This window comes from Rhodoblastus acidophilus (genome assembly GCF_009720655.1).
Taxonomy (GTDB): Bacteria; Pseudomonadota; Alphaproteobacteria; order Rhizobiales; family Beijerinckiaceae; genus Rhodoblastus; species Rhodoblastus acidophilus_A.
Map to the genome: position 1 here is coordinate 66582 of NZ_WNKS01000007.1, position 19161 is coordinate 85742.

At 63.8% G+C, this 19161-nt stretch carries 20 protein-coding genes; 5 read left to right on the forward strand and 15 right to left on the reverse strand.

All coding sequences use genetic code 11. The features are described 5' to 3' along the window. Positions 1 to 23 precede the first annotated feature (23 nt). Positions 24 to 1013: a hypothetical protein gene (locus tag GJ654_RS20785; RefSeq protein WP_196305499.1), complete on the reverse strand. Its 990-nt coding sequence runs from the start codon at positions 1011 to 1013 to the stop codon at positions 24 to 26. Positions 1014 to 1113: 100 nt separating this feature from the next. Between GJ654_RS20785 and hisC the strand changes: the two genes are divergently transcribed. After that, positions 1114 to 2172 carry a histidinol-phosphate transaminase gene (gene hisC / locus GJ654_RS10015; RefSeq protein WP_155446016.1) on the forward strand — a complete coding sequence of 353 codons (1059 nt, stop codon included), beginning with the start codon at positions 1114 to 1116 and terminating at the stop codon, positions 2170 to 2172. A 43-nt stretch (positions 2173 to 2215) separates the two neighbouring features. Here the strand turns inward: hisC and GJ654_RS10020 are convergent, their stop codons facing one another. The 6 genes from GJ654_RS10020 to GJ654_RS10045 all read right to left on the reverse strand — a co-directional run bounded on the left by GJ654_RS10020 (position 2216) and on the right by GJ654_RS10045 (position 7615). Continuing rightward, positions 2216 to 2524 carry a YrhB domain-containing protein gene (locus tag GJ654_RS10020; RefSeq protein ID WP_196305500.1) on the reverse strand — a complete coding sequence of 103 codons (309 nt, stop codon included), beginning with the start codon at positions 2522 to 2524 and terminating at the stop codon, positions 2216 to 2218. An 81-nt stretch (positions 2525 to 2605) separates the two neighbouring features. Then, positions 2606 to 2977: a toxin glutamine deamidase domain-containing protein gene (locus GJ654_RS10025; protein WP_155446018.1), complete on the reverse strand. Its 372-nt coding sequence runs from the start codon at positions 2975 to 2977 to the stop codon at positions 2606 to 2608. An 8-nt stretch (positions 2978 to 2985) separates the two neighbouring features. Beyond that, positions 2986 to 4599, reverse strand: coding sequence for a phage portal protein (locus GJ654_RS10030; protein WP_155446019.1), 1614 nt, complete (start codon positions 4597 to 4599; stop codon positions 2986 to 2988). A 125-nt stretch (positions 4600 to 4724) separates the two neighbouring features. Next, on the reverse strand, positions 4725 to 6110 hold the full coding sequence (locus GJ654_RS10035; RefSeq protein ID WP_155446020.1) for a DNA-packaging protein: 1386 nt from the start codon (positions 6108 to 6110) through the stop codon (positions 4725 to 4727). Positions 6111 to 6119: 9 nt separating this feature from the next. After that, the gene (locus GJ654_RS10040; protein ID WP_155446021.1) at positions 6120 to 6605 is read right to left on the reverse strand and encodes a hypothetical protein; all 486 of its coding nucleotides are present in this window, start codon (positions 6603 to 6605) and stop codon (positions 6120 to 6122) included. A gap of 272 nt (positions 6606 to 6877) precedes the next feature. Continuing rightward, complete coding sequence (locus GJ654_RS10045) at positions 6878 to 7615, reverse strand: LexA family transcriptional regulator (protein ID WP_155446022.1); 738 nt, start codon at positions 7613 to 7615, stop codon at positions 6878 to 6880. Between the two features lie 124 nt (positions 7616 to 7739). On the opposite strand from GJ654_RS10045, the gene GJ654_RS10050 reads away from it, so the two are divergent. Further along, positions 7740 to 8249: a hypothetical protein gene (locus GJ654_RS10050; protein WP_155446023.1), complete on the forward strand. Its 510-nt coding sequence runs from the start codon at positions 7740 to 7742 to the stop codon at positions 8247 to 8249. An 11-nt stretch (positions 8250 to 8260) separates the two neighbouring features. Then, positions 8261 to 8944, forward strand: coding sequence for a hypothetical protein (locus GJ654_RS10055; RefSeq protein ID WP_155446024.1), 684 nt, complete (start codon positions 8261 to 8263; stop codon positions 8942 to 8944). 35 nt (positions 8945 to 8979) lie between these two features. Here the strand turns inward: GJ654_RS10055 and GJ654_RS10060 are convergent, their stop codons facing one another. Both GJ654_RS10060 and GJ654_RS10065 read right to left on the reverse strand, forming a co-directional pair. Beyond that, positions 8980 to 10080 carry a helix-turn-helix transcriptional regulator gene (locus GJ654_RS10060; RefSeq protein WP_155446025.1) on the reverse strand — a complete coding sequence of 367 codons (1101 nt, stop codon included), beginning with the start codon at positions 10078 to 10080 and terminating at the stop codon, positions 8980 to 8982. A gap of 158 nt (positions 10081 to 10238) precedes the next feature. After that, positions 10239 to 10469 carry a hypothetical protein gene (locus GJ654_RS10065; RefSeq protein ID WP_155446026.1) on the reverse strand — a complete coding sequence of 77 codons (231 nt, stop codon included), beginning with the start codon at positions 10467 to 10469 and terminating at the stop codon, positions 10239 to 10241. 179 nt (positions 10470 to 10648) lie between these two features. On the opposite strand from GJ654_RS10065, the gene GJ654_RS21685 reads away from it, so the two are divergent. Continuing rightward, positions 10649 to 10810 carry a helix-turn-helix domain-containing protein gene (locus GJ654_RS21685; RefSeq protein WP_196305501.1) on the forward strand — a complete coding sequence of 54 codons (162 nt, stop codon included), beginning with the start codon at positions 10649 to 10651 and terminating at the stop codon, positions 10808 to 10810. An 8-nt stretch (positions 10811 to 10818) separates the two neighbouring features. Here the strand turns inward: GJ654_RS21685 and GJ654_RS10075 are convergent, their stop codons facing one another. Genes GJ654_RS10075 through GJ654_RS10095 form a run of 5 tightly spaced genes read right to left on the reverse strand, consistent with a single transcriptional unit; the run spans position 10819 to position 14223 of the window. After that, complete coding sequence (locus GJ654_RS10075; protein ID WP_155446028.1) at positions 10819 to 11283, reverse strand: copper chaperone PCu(A)C; 465 nt, start codon at positions 11281 to 11283, stop codon at positions 10819 to 10821. Positions 11284 to 11292: 9 nt separating this feature from the next. Continuing rightward, positions 11293 to 11976 (reverse strand): TerC family protein, encoded by a 684-nt coding sequence (locus tag GJ654_RS10080; RefSeq protein WP_155446029.1) that lies wholly within the window; start codon positions 11974 to 11976, stop codon positions 11293 to 11295. Between the two features lie 16 nt (positions 11977 to 11992). Continuing rightward, positions 11993 to 12580 carry a pyroglutamyl-peptidase I gene (locus tag GJ654_RS10085; protein ID WP_155446030.1) on the reverse strand — a complete coding sequence of 196 codons (588 nt, stop codon included), beginning with the start codon at positions 12578 to 12580 and terminating at the stop codon, positions 11993 to 11995. Beyond that, entirely contained in the window at positions 12577 to 13569 is a 993-nt protein-coding gene (gene meaB / locus GJ654_RS10090; protein WP_155446031.1) for a methylmalonyl Co-A mutase-associated GTPase MeaB, read from the reverse strand. The genes GJ654_RS10085 and meaB overlap by 4 nt, the downstream gene beginning before the upstream one ends. A gap of 42 nt (positions 13570 to 13611) precedes the next feature. After that, on the reverse strand, positions 13612 to 14223 hold the full coding sequence (locus GJ654_RS10095) for an outer membrane protein (protein WP_155446032.1): 612 nt from the start codon (positions 14221 to 14223) through the stop codon (positions 13612 to 13614). A gap of 795 nt (positions 14224 to 15018) precedes the next feature. Between GJ654_RS10095 and GJ654_RS10100 the strand changes: the two genes are divergently transcribed. Continuing rightward, positions 15019 to 15390: an H-NS family nucleoid-associated regulatory protein gene (locus GJ654_RS10100; protein ID WP_155446033.1), complete on the forward strand. Its 372-nt coding sequence runs from the start codon at positions 15019 to 15021 to the stop codon at positions 15388 to 15390. A 263-nt stretch (positions 15391 to 15653) separates the two neighbouring features. Here GJ654_RS10100 and GJ654_RS10105 read toward each other — a convergent pair whose 3' ends face one another. Further along, positions 15654 to 19160, reverse strand: coding sequence for an indolepyruvate ferredoxin oxidoreductase family protein (locus GJ654_RS10105; RefSeq protein ID WP_264586221.1), 3507 nt, complete (start codon positions 19158 to 19160; stop codon positions 15654 to 15656). Between the last annotated feature and the right edge of the window lies 1 nt (position 19161).

Here is a 19161-nt window from a genome sequence, read left to right on the forward strand (position 1 = left end):
CTCTGTTGCGAATTTTTCGACGATCAACCGAAGCGCTTCGGTTGGGACTGGGCGGCCTTGATGAGAACCAGCGAGGCTTTGGCAGGCGAAAGCCGGGCGAGTTCCGCCGCGAGCGCGTCGAGCCCTGTTTCGTTCGACTTGGAGACGGCGGCGTAACCCGGGATGAGCGGCGGCGGCGCGGGCGTTTGCTCCAGCGCTTCGACGCGGGCGGCGAGTTCCGCCAGTTTCGGGCGCAGGTCCGCCGTGAGTTTTCGAAGCGCGTCCGTCTCGGCGCTCAGTTTTTCCACGCGCGGGTCGGCGGAGAATTTTTGCGCCGGGCGCGGCTGCATTGCGACGACCACTTCGGTCTTCAGACGCGCGAGCAGTTCGGTCAGTCCGTCGTCGTGGATCGGATCGGCGTTGAGGTCGTGGACGATGGCGTCGAAGAAATCACCGATAATCTCGGCGGCCGGGGCGCCGTTCTCGATGTTGCCGCGCAGCCAGTCGCTCAGCGCGCTCGGGGTTTTGTGGGCGAAGGCGCGGGTTTCCCTGGCGCCGTCGGCCTTGACCAGCTCAAAACTGGCTTCCGGCAGGCAGGGGAGATCAACCAGCGAGATTTCGCTGGGTCTGGCCGTGTAGCGGACGAGATCGGGATTTTCCGGGTCGGGCCAGCGTTTCAGATAGGCGCCGCCCTGGGAGAAGCCGGTATAAACCCCCTCCTCCACCTTGCGCCATTCGTCGTCGTCGATGATTTTCGCGGCGATTTCGATGCGCTTTTCCGCGTCGTTGAAGCGGATCGAGGCGATTTTTCCGGCGGCCACCGCGCCGTGCATGGCGCGGACATTGCCAAGGCTCTTGCCGTCGGTGGCCTTGGCGAAATTTTTGGACCAGGCCTGGTATTGAGGCTTGGTGCTGGCGTAATCGCAGATTTCGCCGGCGCGGTCGGGGGATTCCGCCGTCGCGTAGCCGTAAACCAGCCGCTGGGCGGCATCGGCCTTTCGCAGGGGGATGAACATTTGCAGTCGATCCGACACTTTGGCTCCTTTGGCTGTCGCCGCGCCTTTGACGAGGCCGGGCAATTTTTCTAAACGGGGGGCGTCGCCGCTTTTTTTCGCGGCGCGACGGGATGGGACGATGGATTTCTGGAGCGACAAGGCGCGCGGTTTGAGCCCCTACACGCCCGGCGAGCAGCCGCGCATCGAGGGGCTTGTAAAACTCAACACCAATGAATCGCCTCTTCCGCCCTCGCCGCGCGCGGTGGAAGCCATGCAGGCGGCAGCGGGCGACGCCTTGCGGCTTTATCCCGATCCGGAGTCAGTCGCCTTGCGGGAGACGCTGGCCCGGTATCATGGGGTGGCGCCGTCAAATGTTTTTGTCGGCAACAGTTCCGACGAAGTTTTGGCGCATGTGTTCGTCGCGCTGCTGAAGCACGACCGTCCCTTGCTTGCGCCCGACGTGACCTATTCGTTCTATCCGGTCTGGGCGAAGCTTTATGACGTTGCCTATGAGACGGCGGCGGTCGATGAGGGCATGCGGATTCGGGTGGACGATTTTTGTCGGAACTCGGCTGGGGCTATCGTGTTCGCCAATCCCAATGCGCCCACCGGAATTGCCCTGTCGCGCGACGCGGTGGCGCGGATGGTTGCGGCCAATCCTTCGATCCCCGTGGTGGTGGACGAGGCCTATGTCGATTTCGGCGGCGAGACGGCCATTCCGCTGATTTCGGAGTTTCCCAATCTGCTGGTGGTGCGGACGTTCTCGAAGTCGCGGGCGCTGGCGGGATTGCGGGTTGGTTATGCGATTGGCGACGCCGGGCTTATCGAGGCGCTTTCTCGTGTGAAAAATTGTTTCAATTCCTATCCGGTCGGGCGCATCGCCCAGGCCGGGGCCATCGCTTCGGTCGAAGATGACGATTATTTTCAGGCGGGGTTGGCGACAATTGTCGCTGAGCGCGCGCGTATGACTTCGGCGCTGGTGGAGCTTGGGTTTGAGGTTTTGCCGTCGAGCGCCAATTTTGTGTTTGCGCGGCACGGGGCTTTTGGCGGCGCCGCCTTGGCGCAGGCGTTGCGCGAGCGGGCCGTGCTGGTCCGGCATTTCAATGCGCCGCGCATTGCGGATTATTTGCGCATCACCGTGGGGACGGCGGAACAGACGGACAGGCTGATCGGGGCGTTGCGTAAGGCGCTTGGCTGATTTCACCTTTCACGGCGCTCCAGTCCGGCGGACGGCCGGACAATCAGGGAGTATTTCGACGCTCCTGGCGCGCCCGCCATGACTGCAAATAGGCTGCGACCACTGAATCGGGCGATCCGGATGTTGTCAGAGGGTGGACGCTGCCATCGAACTCCACCACGAGAGGGCCAAGACCCGGAACCTCATATTTCAGGTCACCGGTTTCCAAGAATTTTTTCGGGGCGCCAAAGAAGACCCACCCGAATGGATATTGACGTTCCTTTCCCGGAACCAAAACGATTTCCGAGCTATGATCCTCATTTAAATTTTCCGAAGCGATTGCTCGCGCTTGTTCAATGGTGATTTTATCCATCGCCAAACTCCAGCTTTGGCAAACAAGGTAGATCAGGCATGCCACCAACGGAGTAGTGAGTGTTCCGCGCGCCATCTCTTCTCACTTGTCCCTTGGGATCACGCCAACGCCGATTTCGCTCTTTCCGTCTGAATTGTAGCGGAGATTTGCAGCTTTCGCGTCATAAATGACACCGGCGTTTTGTCCTGGCTTCCAGTTCTGGCCTTCCACGATACCGACTTTTCCGTGATCGTTCGCGATGATTACAACATGAGATCCAGCGTTATTCGAGTATTTGATTCCCACAATTGCCATTGCGCCGTCGCCGGCTGACTTCGCGGCCCCGTAGGCGTCATCAATGCTCTTCCCCCAACCTATCTTCGTGTTGAAGCGATCTTCGATTTCAGCCCAACTACCGTCAAGGCCGGTCTTGGCGACAGCCTTGGCATTTGTGCCTCTCAACCGGGCCGCCACGGCATCAATTATAAACCCGCAGTTTTTCTGATCGTTTTTGGGTTCACATGAGTGGCAGCATTCTCCAGCTTCGCTCCAGGTCTTCGTGGCGATGGGGATTGTGAGTGTGGCTGCTTGCCTGATGTGTTCTTATCGTTCTGTTCTCCCGGCAAAGTCGAGTTTCCGTTGGCGTCCATCCACGTTCCGTGGTTGTCGCGCGGTTGAGAATCGCTGAACTTATCGAGCATGCAGGCTCCGACGATGTCGTCAGAGTTCTTTTTTTTTTCGCCGTCGCTCGCAACCGCATCTTTGCTGAGCCGCGCCACACCCTGCCCGGTCGTGACTGTTAGCACATCGGCCATGGGGTCGTTGGGAAGGGTTTCGCCCAAGATTTCGGCGGCGCGGCGGCGGGTCATCATCCCGGCGTTGACCAGAGCCACCAAATTTTCTCGCTGGACCGTGGGGTCGATCACGGCGTCCGTGCGCCAGGCGAATTCGAGGTTTTGGGCGCCGAGTTGCGTGATGATGGCGTCGCAGAGGCGCTTGATCCAGGCGAGGATGGGTTGCAGGCCCTCCTCGTTGGACATTTGCGTCTGCGTCTCGCTGGTCGAGCGATTCATCTGGTTGATGAAGGGTTGTGGCGACACCGAAAAGGCGAAGCAGACGACTCGGGCGATCCACTCGTCAAACGCGTTTTTCAGCTCGGGTTCGCGGGTCTGTATAAACGTCTTGGCGACGCCGCCGGGGACGAATTTCGCGCGCCGGCGCCTCGCGAGATCGCCGTCGAAATAGAGGTCCCAATAATCCTGAAAGTTCTTGATCTGGTCGGGGGTCCAGCTGTCGGGCACGCCGATCAGGCTCTCGGGGATGTTGCCCTCGGTGTAGTAGTTGAGTTGGTGCAGCTGGCGCTTGATGCCGATGTTGACCGTGGCGATGATTTGTTCGACGGGGGAAAAACCGTAGGCGCGGTGGCTACGCAGGTTGCGCGGGCGATAGATGATGTCGCGCGCGGTGTAGTCGACCGCCGGCAAGCCCTTTAAAATTTGCTGGTAGGCAACGGGGTGGACTTGTTTGCCACCCTGCTTGAAGGGGCGCGGGGTGCGGCCCCAGAAATCGAGGACGGGTTTGATGGTGGCGCCGTCGAGCGGGTGCAGGCCCAACAAATTGCCGGCGCGGTCGCGCTCGCACCAGAGCGCGGGGGCGTCGATGACGAACAAATCTTCGAGGATCATGCGCAGCCAGGCGTTCCAGTCGTGTGCGCCGTCGGGGCTCTGCAAAAAAGTTTCGACGCGGGCGATTTCGGCGGGGTCGGCGTGGCGGCCGGGTTTGGCGCGAATGGTCCAGTTCATGCGCTCGACCTGATCTTTGCGCGTCTCGATGACAAGGCGCAGCAGGTCGTAGGCGTCGGCGAGCGCGCGAAGGTCGGCGAAGGAGATGGGCTCATACCCTCTCGCGCGCGCGGAAAGGTTGTACCCGGCCGGGAAATCCCACTGGCGGCCGGCGACGTCGCTCGGGGCGCCGGGATTGATGGGAGTGGAGGGGCCGAACCAGTCGTCGGGCGCCTGGGCGCTCGCGCTGGCGCGGGCGGAAAATTCCGCAGGCGAAAGGGACCAGCGTGGCAAGCCCGCGCCGCGTTCGGTCATGGGAGTCTCCAGGTATTGAGTCGCTCGACGCGCTCGACATGCGCGGATGCGTGGGCCGCCCTCATCCTTCGAGACGCCCGCTCACGCGGGCTCCTCAGGATGAGGGCTTCTTCAGAGCGGCGAGATCATCCCAAGCCGCTCTGCTTTCCCGCCATGGTGCGGTAAAATTCAAAAACAGCGTCGCCGCTTTCCTGGCTGAGCGCCAGGGCGGTGACCGCCCAGACCAGGGCGTCGACGCGGTCGGGGGAATAGCCGTTTCGCGCCCGATCAAAATCGGGGGTCATGGCGCACATCTGGTCTTCGAGGCGGGCAAAAACCCCGCAATGTTTGACGCGGCCCTGTTCATAGAGGGCGGCGACCGGCTCGGCGCGGGCGAATTTGCCTCTGCTGGCGCGCACGGCGCGATACGGGATGTTGGCGTCGATCTGGCGCAGCAGCGTTTCGATCATCTCGCCGCCGTTGTTGACCTCGGCGACGATGCAATCGGCTTCGAAAGTCTTGTAGGCCTCGACGGCGCGAGTGGCCCAGGCGAGAGGGGTTTCGCCCTGGCGGGAGAGATCGGCGAGGATGCGCACGTGGCGGGTCTCATCGAGACCCGCCACGATCATCCCGCATTCGTCGGCGTTCTCCCCGGAGGTGGCGGGCGGATCGACTGCGACAACAATGCGGGTGAGTTTCGTCCTTCGAGACGCCGCTTGCAGCGGCTCCTCAGGATGAGGGTTTTGGCAGCCGATTTGCGCCTGTTCGAGCAGGGCGCGGGTCCAGAGCGCGCCGGGGACATCCATGAGCATTTCGGCGTGCAGCTCCTGGCGGCCCAAGCGCGTGCCCTCGTATTTGCGCACCACGCGGTTGAGAAAATTTTCGGCGAGGTTGCCGACGTTTTCGAAGGTAGAGTGGCGGGTGTAATAGGTGAGCGGATCGGCCAGAAGATCGCGCATGAGTTTTGTCGGGCGCGGCGTGGTGGTGAGGATGGCTTGCGGTCTTGTCCCCAGGCGCAGCCCGAAGACCGCCTGATCCCAGGCCTCGGGATAGCGCCAGGCCGCGATTTCATCGCACCACAGTTTTTGATGCTGCTTGCCGCGCAGGCGCTCCGGCTCCTCGGCGGAGAACAACAGACTCTTGCCGCCGTTTGGCCATTCCAGCCTGCGTCTGTGCGCGACGTAGCGAGGGCGCTCGTCGCGCGGGCAGGACGCCAGCACGCCGGATTCGCCTTCTACCATTACGTCGCGCACATCATCGGCGGTCGCGCCGATCAGGTTGACCATGGCGAAGTCGCGCGCCCATTGGCGCACGGTTTCGGCCCCGGTCCTCGTTTTGCCCCAGCCGCGACCGGCGAGCGGAAGCCAATAGACCCAATCGCCTTCGGGGATGAGCTGCTCCGGACGCGCCCAAAACGGCCACAGGGTTTTGAGCGATTCCAGTTCATCCGCGTTGAGGTGGGAAAAGAAGCTGGCGCGCTCACGAGAGGTGAGGCGCGCCAGCTCGCGCGCATGCGTTGGGAGGGGACGCATGGCGCAAACTCAACGGTTCGCGTCTTTGGCCTTTTGGCTTTGGCCGCGCGCGAGATGCTCCAGTTTCTGGATCAAGGTTTTCCGCGCGTCTTCGAGTGAGGTTTCGGCTTCAAGGCTGGCGTCGAGGCCGAGCAGCTTTGCACGACGATCGATGATGGCCAGCACGCGCTGGGCGGCGGTGGCGTCGCCTTTGAGAGCCTGCTTGTAGTGAGCGGCCTGCAACTGGTCGAGGCGCATCAGTTCGAGGTCGCGCAGGTCGCGGGCCGGGGCGTGCGGGTTTGAACGCAGCGCCTTGGCGACGATGGCGTAAACGCGGCTCACCGACACGCGCTTGAAGCCCGCTTCCGGAAGCTTTCTGGAAATCTCGAAAAAGGTGAGGCCGTGGAGGCGCATATTGAGAATGGCGAGGTCGCGGTTGACGCGGTCGAGGGGGTGATCCTGGGCTTGCGCCTCCTGCCTATTCCTGATCGTTTTGCCGCGCGGAGCCGACGCCATGGTCCATCCATTTCCCGCCCCGCCTCGGCCCGAAGGCTCCGGGCAAAGCAAAGCCCGGCTCGCTTCGTTTGGGGACGAGGCGGCGCCGGGCGCAAATCTTCAACATGGATATTTGTAGCGGAAGTCAGTCGACCCGTCAATGGGCAAAATGGGATTTTTTGGGATTTAGCCCATTTTTTTGAGAGAGGATGGGCATATAGTTCGTTTTATCGAGCTAAAGCAATGCCTTGGCGTGGAGGGCCGAGACAAACCCGGCCATGACGGCCCGGTGCTCAGTTGACCGTGAAGCGGCCGGAGAAGCGGCCGACAATGCGGATTTCGTCGGCGCCCGCTTCATAAGGCGCATAGGAGGAATTGACGGAAATGATGCGGACGCGCATCGGGTCCGAGCCCATCACGATCTGCAGACGCTTGATTACCAGGCCGTAGCCGTCCCAGAGGGCGAAAATGCCCTCCGGGCTGGGAATGGTGTAGCGCAGGTCGATGAAGACGCGGTCGCCCTCGTACAGGCGCGGCTCCATGGAATCGCCGATCACCTCGAAGACGCGGATGTGGCGCGGGGCGGAGTGCAGCACGCCCTGAACAATGGTTTCCGGCAGGGTCCACTCGGCGGCCACTGCCGCCGCGGCGTAGGAATTGCCGTGCGCGTCATGGACGTAGGCCTCGATGGGGACGCCGCCGCCGCCGGCGCCGGCGCGGACGTCCACCTCGAAAATGGTCGAGGCTTGCGTCTCCTTGTTGTCGACGACGCGGCGCTCGACGCTGGTGTCGAAGCGGCGGGTGGTCGGCGGCTCATGCGCGGTCTCGCCCTTGCCGGCGATGAGCCAGTCGAGCGAGCGCCCCAGGGCGCCGGCGAGCTTGTTGAGCGCGGGCAGCGAACCGCCGCGCCCACGCCTGAGCGCATCGCGGACATAGGTTTCGCCCAGCCCGGCGCGCACGGAGAGGGCCTTCATGTCGAGGCCCTGGCGCGCCATCTCGGCTTCGAGCCGGCTTTTCCACTGGTCGTCCATGATGGGATTATTCCCATATTTACGTTAAGGCAGCAAGTGGGCAAATTCCCATTGACGCCACAACTTCGTTCTTATTATGTTCTACCAGCCGTTGCAAGGCGCGTTCCCCACCACGAGTTCCTCCATGACAAATATCGTCCCGTTCAGCAGTTTCGCCCTTTCCGCCACAAATGTGTTCACGCCGCGCCCCGGCGCCCGGCCCGTGACAGTCGAAAAGGCCAAGCCGCGACCGGCCGCGCCCAAGACCGGGCGTTTCGGGCTCGCCGCCGAGCCGCGCCCGGTTGCGCGCAAAATCGAGGTCAAGGCGCCGCCGCCGCCCTCCGCCGCGCAGCTCTATGTGCACAGCGGCTCGACCTATGTGCGCTCCGAAGCCTTCGAACAATGGCTGGACGAGGCGGCGCGGCGGGTGATTTCGCAAAAGCCGGGACGGATGTCCGGGGCCTACGCGCTCGAAATCCTGGCGCCCCGCACCGCGCGCACCCGCCACTTCGGTGTGCTGGAGCGGCCGCTGATTGAACTGCTGACGCGGTGCCGGGTGATCACCCACGGGCTGTCGCCGGATCGGTTTTCGGTCAGCTATGGCGGGCTCGGCGGCGAGCTGGCCCTGACCCTCACCGAATTCGCAGCGCCCTGAGGGATCCCGCCATGGCCAGACCACGCAAGTCCAAGGTGTCGCTGCCGAAACTCTCCTGTCTCGACGAGACGGGAGAGGCGGCGCGCAAAATGCTAAAGGCGTTTCATCGCTCCGGCTACCGCGCCCCGGAAGGGCCCAGCGTCGAACGGCTCTTGCACGCCGGCGAAACGGCGCATGTGGAGCGCTTTTCAGAAGTGGTGGAGGTGGCGCGCGGGGACACGTTCGAGGCGGTGGCGGTGGATTTCGTCCGCCTGCGCATCGACGACGGGCCGCTGGCGCGGTTGCGCGACCGGGGGCAACTCGACCGCGACGACAAGGCGCGCAACTGGGCGCTGGGACTGGCGGGCGAAAAATACCGGCACATGTACTTTCGCTCCGGGCTGGACCCGCTGCATTCGCTGGACCCGACGCGGGAGGTGGCCACGGATTACGCGCCAGGCGCCCTGTGGCGCAGCGAGTCGCAACTCGACGCGCTGCAACGATTTTGGGCCGCGCGCGACGCGATCCCCGAGGATTTCCGCTCAGCCGTCGCCGCCATTGTGCTGGAGGACCGCGAAATCGTCGATGTCGGACGGGAGATCGGCGCGTATCGCGACGCCAAGATGGCCGGCGCCGTCGCGCTGTTCATCCTGCGCCGGGGGCTTTCCGCGTTGGCGCGACACTATCGGATGATCGCGGCCGTGGATGCGTCGTGAAATCGGGCCGCGCCGTCGCGAACGGCGCAGCTCCCCTATGGCAAGAGGCCGTCGAGTTTGGCCACGAGGGCCGCAAGCTCGACCTGGCTGTGAACCCCTGCTTTTTGCATGGCCGCCTTGAGGTGGCCGCGCGCCGTTCCGATCCCGATGTCGAGACATGTCGCCGCCTGGTGGAGACTGTGCCCGGCGGCGACAAGACCGACCACATCGCTTTCGCGGCCGGTCAGAGACAGGGACGAGGCCAGGAGGCCGAGGGTCCGCGGGCCCGCGACGACTTTTCGGGTGACATCGACCACGACGGCGAAGGCCGCGGTCCGCGCGAACACGTCGCGCGCGGGACCATCGACGGGAACAGCCACGAGCAGGGGATTCGGAAACAGGATCGAGCCGCTGATCCGAACGATCGCCGGGGACCCGCGTCCACAGGCGGATTGAATCGCCGCATTGATCCGCTTCTGTTCGTTGGCGAGGCGCGAGGTCAATCGTGCGCGGACAATGTCGAGCAGATCGGGGATGACGCCCTGCGCGGGTTCATTGGCGTCCACGACGCTTCCGTCGCGCGCGAGCGCGAACGCCGGAAGGTCGCGCTCCAGGAACAGGCTCGCATGAACCCCGGTCTGCTTTTCGAAATGCGTCTGGCAAATGGAAGCCGCCGCATCCAGAAAAGGCGCAATGGCGTCAAAATGCCGAAGCTCGTCGGAGCCGAAAGCGGCGTCACGCGCGCCGCGGAAGAAATTGAAGCGATAATAGCCGGATGAAGACGCCAGCAACCTGATCCTGACGCCGCGGACCATTTCATTCGGCCGGCAAAACTCCTGATAGAACGCATTCTTCACGCAGGACGCGCTTGACGGATCGAGATCCCGTTCGAATGCGGGCGCAGGAAGCTCATTGAGGATCAGACCGACGTAGTCCGTCGGGACAATCCCTGACCGGAATTGATCGTAAACCTCGGCGAGGGCCACGCTCGGAGTCGCAAGAAAATCGCTGCTCGTGGTGTGAATGAAGCCGCCGCCAAAGGATCGGCCCGCCGAAGCCAGGTTTTGCAGGGGGGCGCCGAGTTCGTGGCCGAGGATCACCGCCTGGAGAACATCGTTCGCCGCCGCACGCAATTCGGCATGGTTGAGCTCGCCCATTGCGTTCCCTTCGCGGCCTGTTCAAACGAGCCGCAATTTTTCCGTCAGCAAATTGACATGCAAACCCCTTAACCTGCGACAATTCAGCGCAGCCGGAGCTGAGTCGGCGGAGGCCCGTCCTCTGCCAAATGGGAGAGGCGCGCCGAACCCTCCCGTGATCATTTCCGGCGGAAGACAAAAAGGGATCTGGAAGCATGCGCGATTGCAGTTTCGCAGAACACGCGTCGTCCGCCAAAGAAAAACGTGCCGAAAAATTCGTTGTCTGCGCCGGCGGTTATCCTCTTTCGCGCCTGCCCACGTTCGCGGCGGCGGCGGAACAGGCGAGCGCCTTCGTCCGCTTCATGCCGAGCGACGAAATCTCGATTTACGAGGTTGAAACTGGCATTCATTTCGACGTCCCCGAAAAGGGTCTCATCAATGGAGACCGTGTCGAAACGTTCCCGCCTCAGCCGGAATGACGCGCCTTCACCTTCCCTCCCATGCGCTCACGCGAGACCGCGACCGGACCGGAAACGCGATCGATCAAATGGTCGGCCGCGCGATACGTCGTCGGCGTCTTCAGCGCGACATGACGCGCGACCAACTGGCTGAGGTCGCGCAGGTCGCGCAGGCCCTCATCGACGACTATGAAGCGGGGCGAAAACGCGCGCGCGCCGAACATCTCCAGCGGATCGCCCGTGCGCTCGGCGTCGCCCCGGCCCATTTCTTCGATCGGCCCAGGCCGCAGTAGCTCGCGACCTATTTCTCCGCAGGTTTGGTCCCCTCGGGGCCGTTGGCGCCGAAGCCGACCACCTTCAGATCGGCCCCCACATCGCCCGCCTTTTCGAACTGCAGCGTCACGTGCACGGTTTCGCCAGGCAGGAACGCCGATTTCAGGCCGATGATCATCAGATGATAGCCGCCGGGTTTCAGCACCAGCTGTTTGCCCGGCTTGATTTCGACTCCCTTGGGAACGGCGCGCATGGTCATGATCCCGCCCTCCTCGCGGGACTGGTGGATCTCGACGCGCTCCGCACGGTCGGTGACGCCGCCTTTCAAGGTGTCCGCGGCGCCGCCCTGGTTGTCGATCGTCATATAGCCGGCGGCGACGCTCGCGCCGCGCACCGTCGCGCGGCTCCAGGGCTGCGAAACCTCCACCCCACCCGCCAGCGCGGGGGAAACAGCGAGCAACAGCGCAGTGATGAAAGCAATTTGGCGCGACATGGGAGCCTCCTAGTCTTCTTCAGGCAAACGTTGGAATGTCTCACGACGCAGATAAATGTAAACCACCAGAGCCGACAGCGTCGCTCCCATGGGGGGCGCAAGATCGCGCATCAACTCCGGCGGCATGGCCGTGAACGCGAGCGCCGAATCGGCGGCGGCGGATCGCCCGGCGAGCCAGCCGAGCAGGAGGACGCCGACCCAGATCAACGGCGGCCTGCGCAGCAGCTGGACAGCGGGCGAGGCGCCCAGCGCCAGCATGGGGAGCGACAGCGCGAGGCCGAGCCACGCCAGGGGATGACTCCCCTGCGCCGCCGCCTGCGCCGCCAGCATGTTGGTCAAGGCGGCCGAGGCGTCCTGCGCCGCAACCGCCAGCAGCAGCGGGCCAAGCCCGCCGATGGAAGGTCGCAGAACCTTTTGCCCGGCTTCGCCACGTCGCGCCGTGAGCCAGGCGCCGAAAATCAGCGCGACGGCGCAAAGAAAGCCGAAACCCGGAAGAGAAGCGCAGGCGAGCGCGGCCACGAGAATGGCCGCGCGCATCGCCATGAGCAGCAGGCCGCCAAGATTGACGCCCAGGCGGCGGCGTCCCTCAGGCAGGGCGCGCGTCGCCAGCGCCAGCGACATGCCGCCGTCGCCGGCCAGCATGAGAGTCAGCCAGACAATCTCGATCGCGGCGATCGTCAGATCCAGCTCCATCGGCGCCCCCTCCCCTTCAGTCTTGCATGAACGTCAGCGCCTTGGCCACGCTTTCGAGCGCCGGCAGGGCGCGCACGAGTTCCGCGCGCCGCCAGTCGGGCAAATGGACGAAGACGGCGCGGCGGTCCATCAGCAGCGACAGATAATAGGCTTCATTGCAGAGATAGGCGCCGGCGTCCCGGGAGGTTTTGGCTGGAACGCCGCAAGCGCGCGCCGCCGCCGCCAGTCGTTCGGCGGGCGCGGGGCTTGCGAAACAGTGCGGGGCGCCATGAACGATCTCGCAACTCCACGGCAACTGCCTGGCGGCGTCCGCGCGCAAAAGGGTGACGCGATTTTTCGCGCGCGTCTCGATGGAAAGGGTTTTACGGCGCGCCGCCACGCCCAGCAGCAGGACGGCTTCGGGCGAGGTTTCCGCGAACAGTCTTGTCAGGCGCGGGGGCAATTCCGCATGCTCGACCGGCAGAACCGCGGTGTGCAGGTCGATGCCGGACAGCGCGAAGGCCGCGCGCCTGCGGGCGAGGGCCTCGGTCGCGACTTGCGCCGGATTGATCCGGTGGCCCGGAAAGGCGCCAAAACCCGCAACCAGGAGCGATTTGCGGCTCATAAGCCAAGCAACGCGGAAATATCCTCGACCGCGAGCGTTGGCGACAGCGCGCCCTCGGCCACCCGCGCTTCGAGTGCTTGCAGGCGGGCCTTGACCTGGGGGTCCCTGCGCAACCGGCTGTGCAGGCGCTCCTCCAGCATGGTCCACATCCACTTGACCTGTTGCGCCCGGCGCTTTTGCGCGAATTCGCCGGACGCCTCGAAACAGCTGCGGTGCTCGACGACTTTGGCCCACATGTCGTCCAGCCCGATATTGTCGAGGCCGGAAATCAGCACGACGGGAGGCGACCAGTTGGCCGAGGCCGGCTGCATGATGTGCAGCGCCGCGCGATACTCCCCGGCCGCCGCCACCGCCCGATTGCGCCCCTCGCCTTCCGACTTGTTGACGGCGATCATGTCGGCGATTTCCAGCACGCCCTTTTTGATGCCCTGCAATTCGTCGCCTGCGCCCGGAAGCATCAGCACCAGGAAGAAATCGGTCATGTCGGCCACCGTCGTTTCCGACTGGCCGATGCCCACGGTTTCGACGATCACGACGTCAAAACCCGCCGCCTCGCACAACAGCATGGTTTCGCGCGTTTTCGCGGCGACGCCGCCGAGCGTGCCAGAAGACGGCGACGGCCGGATGAAGGCGTTGCGCTCCGCTGACAGCCTGACCATGCGGGTTTTGTCGCCAAGGATCGAACCGCCGGTGCGGGTCGAGGACGGATCGACGGCGAGAACCGCGACTTTCCGGCCGGCCTGGACGAGATTATAGCCGAGCGTGTCGATGGTGGTGGATTTGCCGACGCCGGGAACGCCGGTGATGCCGACGCGCATCGCCTTCCCGGTGTCGGGCAGGAGCATCTGCACGAGCTCGCGGGATTGCGCCTGGTGTTCGGGCTTCACGCTTTCGACCAGTGTGATGGCGCGCGCCAGGGCGGCGCGGTCGCCGCCACGCAGTCTTTCGGCGAGGACGGAAATGTCGAGGGTGCGAGCTTGGACGGTCATGGCGCGCTTATAGGCGGGCGCGCGACGACGCGGAAGTCAGACTTAAGGCAGCGGGCCCGGTATGGGGATCATCGCCGGGCCGAATCCGGCGCCGCGAACCTGGACGGCGTTGAATTCCGCGCCGATGCGCAGGTGCTCGTTGACCTCGTAAGTGAAACCCGCGCCGACCGTGGCGAGCGTCGCATTGTTCGATCCGAACAAGCCGTTGACGCTGTCGAGGCCCTGCCAGCCCGCGCCGTAAGGGTTGGCGTTCGCCGTGCCCAGGCCGACGGTGACATAGGGCATGAACCGGCCCATGTCATAGCCGACCGTCACGTTGGCGAGCCCGAAATTGTACCCTCGCGGCCAGTAGGTGCTGAAGGACGGCGCATAGCCCGCCGTCGCGCCGACGCCGACCACGACATTGTTGCTGAATTCCTTGGAATAACCGACGTTGAAGGCGCCGCCGAAGCCGCCGCGTCCGCCCTTGCCGAGCCCGGAACCGGCAAAAACTTCCGTTCCCATGGTCAGGCCTTCCCAGCGGCGCGATTCGTCGTCGCGGGTGTTCCACGGCGCCTTGACGGACAGGGTCGCGTCATTGGCGAAAAACGGTAGAAATTCTTGCGCCTGGGCTGGCGCGCATAGCAATGCAACGAGCGGCGCGAGGTATTTCATGCGGGGTCTCGACAATCTTGGCCACAGTGTAGTTGCCGAACAATCCGGCGGCAACAAGGCGAGCGCATCTCGATTTTTTCCGCGAGGACCCGTGCGAGGTCCTCATGCAAACGCCAAAGCTCCTCGAAGCCCATCTCTTCGATGTCGGAAATGCGCATAGGGGTCTCGCAAATTGAAGGGGAACGACCGCATCGACCGCGCTTGAGCCCGAGGCCCTGACCAAGAGTTCGGCTTCCATGGATTATAAATTCTTCTTATTTTAATTTATATTATATTATATTATATTATATAATTAAATATACGGAATTATTTCAAATTAAACGATGTTCCTGAGTTTGTCGTGATCCGCGCCGCCGCGATTGCCCCATTCCGGTCACGGTCATACGAGTCCTGGAGAAATCGGTGTGCGGCGTCTCATACGGTTTCCGCAAGATCGCTTCGCGATCCGCGAAAACGAAATCGCGCGGAAATCCTTCAGGCGAAGGGCGGATTTCCGCGCGAGCGGAATACGATTTCCGAACTGATCCTTCGGAAACCGTATCACGGCGCGCCTTCCGCCGCCCAGCCCCTGCCACTGGGCCGGTCAGATCAACTCTTTTTTTAAACAAGGGGTTGCATTTACTTCTTCGGACATAAGGCGCGCGCATCCCAAAATTCACAGAAAAATGCGCGTCCGCATTAATGATTTGAGAAAATGAGTGGCGACCCGGACCGCGGCTTGCTAGGATTAAGTTCGACGCGCGCATTTAAAACGTAGCTCGACCGACGGAATAATCGGCAAGCCACGAGGGAAATATGGTGGCGGAAAAATTCGACTTCACCTCCATGTCCGTGAACGAGCTCTGGTCGCTCCACGAAGAAATCAGCGCGATGCTGTCCTCCCGCATCCTGGAAGAGAAACGGGAGCTGGAGAAACGTCTGGCCATTCTCAACCGCGGCGCGGAAACAATCCGCGACACGGCGGCGGCGCTCCCCGGCAGGTCGCGCCGCGCATATCCGGTGGTGATCCCGCGCTATCGGAACCCCGAGACATCCGAAACCTGGTCCGGTCGCGGCAAGCTGCCGCGCTGGCTGGCGGCGGCGATGAAGGCCGGGCGCGCGATGGATGAGTTTCTCATCAGCGCCCCGGCCCAGCCGACGGCGAAAGCCAAGGTCGCGCGCCGCTAGAGTATCCGTTTCAAGCGAAGTGGACGCCGGTTCGCGTGAAGACAATGCGTCAAAACAAGACTCTAGAGCTTTTTCATGTTTGCATGAAACGTGAAAAAGCTCTAGCCGGCATATTCCGCGTGCTCCTGAGCAAGGGCGGGCGCCGGCAGCGCGGCGAGGAATGGCAGAAAGAAGCAGCGGTTCCCGGAGATTCCTCTCGCAGCGGATCAGGTTGCCAATCTCGTCGAAACCTGTCGCCTGTCCTTGCCCACGAACAAATTGCGCTAAGTTGCCTCGGCGCGCGTGGGCGCCATCCTCTTTGACTCCGCCGCGCCGGCGGTCTCGTCGAAACGCTTCAGCAGCGACGCCATACGCTTGCGCGTCTGTGCGGCGTAACGCGCTTTCACGTCGCCAAAACCGCGAATGCGCTCCGGCAGCGCGGCCAGCTCGACCGCAATGTCGAGAGTGGCCGCGGTGAGACGCGTCGCTACCGTGCGCATAAGAGTCTCGTAGTCGCGCAGCCATGCGCGTTCGAGTTTGCGGTCGGTCCCGTGGCGGAACGGGTCGAACCAGGTCCCGCGCAGGAAGCGGAGATTCGCCAGCGCCCGCAACGCCGGCAGCGCCCAGGAGCCGAGCCGGACTTTCCGCTTGGCGCCGGCAATCGGGGGCGCAAGATGGAATTTTACGCTGAAGTCGCCGTCGAACGTTTCGCGCAGTTGTTCCATGAAGGTCGGCTGCGTGAAAAGCCGGGCCACCTCGTATTCGTCCTTGACCGCCATCAGCTTGTGGAGCCCGAGCGCATAGGCGCGGGCCAGCCGTTCGCTTTTCGCATCAATGCGCTGCTCCGCCGCCGCTATCTCCGCCACCTGGGCAAGGAAACGACTGGCATAGGCTGCGTCTTGATAGGCGCGCAGTTCGGCGGCGAGCGCCGCGAGCATTTCCTGCAGGGATCGCTCGGCGAGGGGCGCGCGGCGCACCGCGAGGTCCGCCGCCTGAAGCGTGGCGCCAGGATCATGCGCGGCGCGGCGTCCCCATTGGAAGGCGAGCCGGTTCTGCGCGACAGCGACGCCGTGATCTTCGATGGCGCGCAGGATCGACGCGACCGACAGCGGCAGCAATCCCATTTGCGTGGCGAAACCGAGCAGGAACGGGTTGGTCGCCATCGCATCGCCCAAAAACTTCGTCGCGAGCCGGGCGGCCGGCAGAAATTGGGTGCGGCCGGGACCACAGGCCTGCGCCAGAACCGCTTCCATCTCCGCTTGCGGATAAACCGAGTCGGGATAAGCGTCGAGGTCGCCGGTGCGCGCCTGCGCGGCGAAGGTGCGCACGAATTCGCTGGTGATGGAAAAGTCGTTGTTGACCACGGCGCGGGTGAGGTCGGGTCGCAGCTTGAAAATGATGTCGGGCGAGGCGGCGGTGACGAGGTCGCAGGCGATGAGGACCGCCGCCTCGCCGGAGGCGATGCGGGTGGCGTGCAAATCGACGCCGGCCGGCGCGATGCGGATGTGCGTGGTCACCGGCCCGCCCTTTTGCGCGAGGCCCGCCATGTCGAGGGCGGTGACATTCTTGCCCTCCAGCGCCGCCGCCGCGCCGATCAAGGCGCCGAGCGTCACCACGCCCGTGCCGCCGACCCCGGCGATCAGGATGCTGCAGGGGCCGTCGAGCGGCGCCGGCGCGGGATCGGGCAAGTTTTCGATCCAATCGAGATCGCCGGATCGCGCCTTGCGCAATTCGCCGCCGTGGACAGTCACAAAGCTCGGACAAAAGCCTTCGACGCAGGAAAAATCCTTGTTGCAGGCGGACTGGTCGATGCGCCGCTTGCGCCCGAATTCGGTTTCGACGGGGACCACCGACATGCAGTTCGACTGCGTCGAGCAGTCGCCGCAATTTTCGCAGACGCGGGTGTTGATGAAGGCGCGAATCGCGGGATCGGGCAAGGACCCGCGCTTCCGGCGGCGACGTTTTTCTGCAGCGCAGGTCTGGTCGTAAATGAGCGCGGTGACCGCCGGAATGTCGCGCAAGACGCGCTCGACCGGCAGCAGGTCGCGGCGGTCGCGTACATCGACCTCGCGCGGCAGATCAACGCCGGCATATTTTCGTGGTTCGTCGGTGACCACGACCACGCGCGCGACCCTCTCGGCCAGCAGTTGACGCGCCATCATCGGGACCGTGAGCGCGCCCTCCACCCTCTGGCCGCCGGTCATGGCGACCGCGTCATTGTAAAGGATCTTGTAGGTGATCGCCCGGCCCGCCGCCACGGCGGCGCGGATCGCCAGCAGGCCCGAGTGCTGATAGGTGCCGTCGCCAAGATTGGCGAACACATGCTTTGTCTTGGTGAAAGGCGCCTGCCCGATCCAGGCGGCGCCCTCGCCGCCCATTTGCGAAAAGGTTTGGGTGTGCTCCGCGTCGATCCAGGTCGCCATGTAATGGCAGCCGATGCCGGCCATCGCCCTGCTCCCTTCCGGCAATTGCGTCGTGGAACGGCTGTGCGGGCAGCCGGAGCAATAATGCGGCTGTCGCACCGGCAGGGTTTTGAGCGCGCGCGCCTCGTTGGCGAGCAGCAGCGCCAGGCGGTTTTCAAGGGTCTCGTCGGTGCAGAAACGCGCGATGCGGTCAACAATGACTTTTGCGATCAGCGTCGGCGTCAGTTCCCCCGCCGCCGGCAATTGCCAGTCGCGCAACGGCGCTTCCCATTCGTCGGCATCGGCATATTTGCCGATCACGCGCGGGCGCACGTCGTCGCGCCAATTGTAAAGATGCTCCTTGAGCTGGTATTCGATGAGCTGGCGCTTCTCCTCGACAACGAGAATTTCGTCGAGGCCCTCGGCGAACGCGCGCATGCCCTCGGCATCGAGCGGCCAGTTCATCCCGACCTTGTAGAGCCGCAGCCCGATCGTTTCTGCGCGGGCGGCGTCGATGCCGAGGTCGTCCAGCGCCTGCCGCACGTCGAGATAACTTTTGCCGGTGGCGACGATTCCGAGCCGGGCGCGCGGGCTGCCGAAGATGAGCCGGTCCAGGCCGTTGGCTCGCGCGTAAGCCATGGCCGCATAGACTTTGGCGTGTTGCAGCCGCAACTCCTGCGCCAGCGGCGGGTCCGGCCAGCGGATGTTCAGTCCGTCCGGCGGCAGCGCGAAATTTTTGGGAATGACGCTTCGAATGCGAAACGGATCGACGCTGACGCTCGCATAGCTTTCGACCGTGTCGGCTGTGGCCTTGAGCGCCACCCAACAGCCAGAATAGCGCGACATCGCCCAGCCGTGCAGGCCGAAATCGAGGATTTCCTGCACGCTCGACGGGTTCAGCACGGGGATCATCGCGGCGGCGAACATGTGTTCGCTCTGGTGCGGCAGAGTGGAAGAACGCGCGGCGTGATCGTCGCCGGCGACCGCGAGCACCCCGCCAAACCGTGAGCTTCCCGCCGCATTGGCGTGCTTGAAAACGTCCATGGAGCGGTCGACGCCCGGGCCTTTGCCATACCACAGACCAAAAACCCCGTCGTAAAGCGCGCCCCCGAATAGGTTGACCTGCTGCGAGCCCCAGACGGCGGTGGCGGCGAGGTCTTCGTTGAGGCCTGGCTCGAAATGCACGTTTTCGGCGCCAAGCTCCGCCTTGCGCCGCCAGAGAATTTGATCGAGCGCGCCGAGCGGCGAGCCGCGATAGCCCGAAATGAAGCCGGCGGTGTTCAAGCCGGCCGCGCGGTCGCGCTGGCGCTGCAGGATCGGAAGCAGGGCGAGGGCCTCCGTGCCGTAGAGAAAACGGGCGTCGGCCCGAGCCGAAAAAGCGATGTTCACC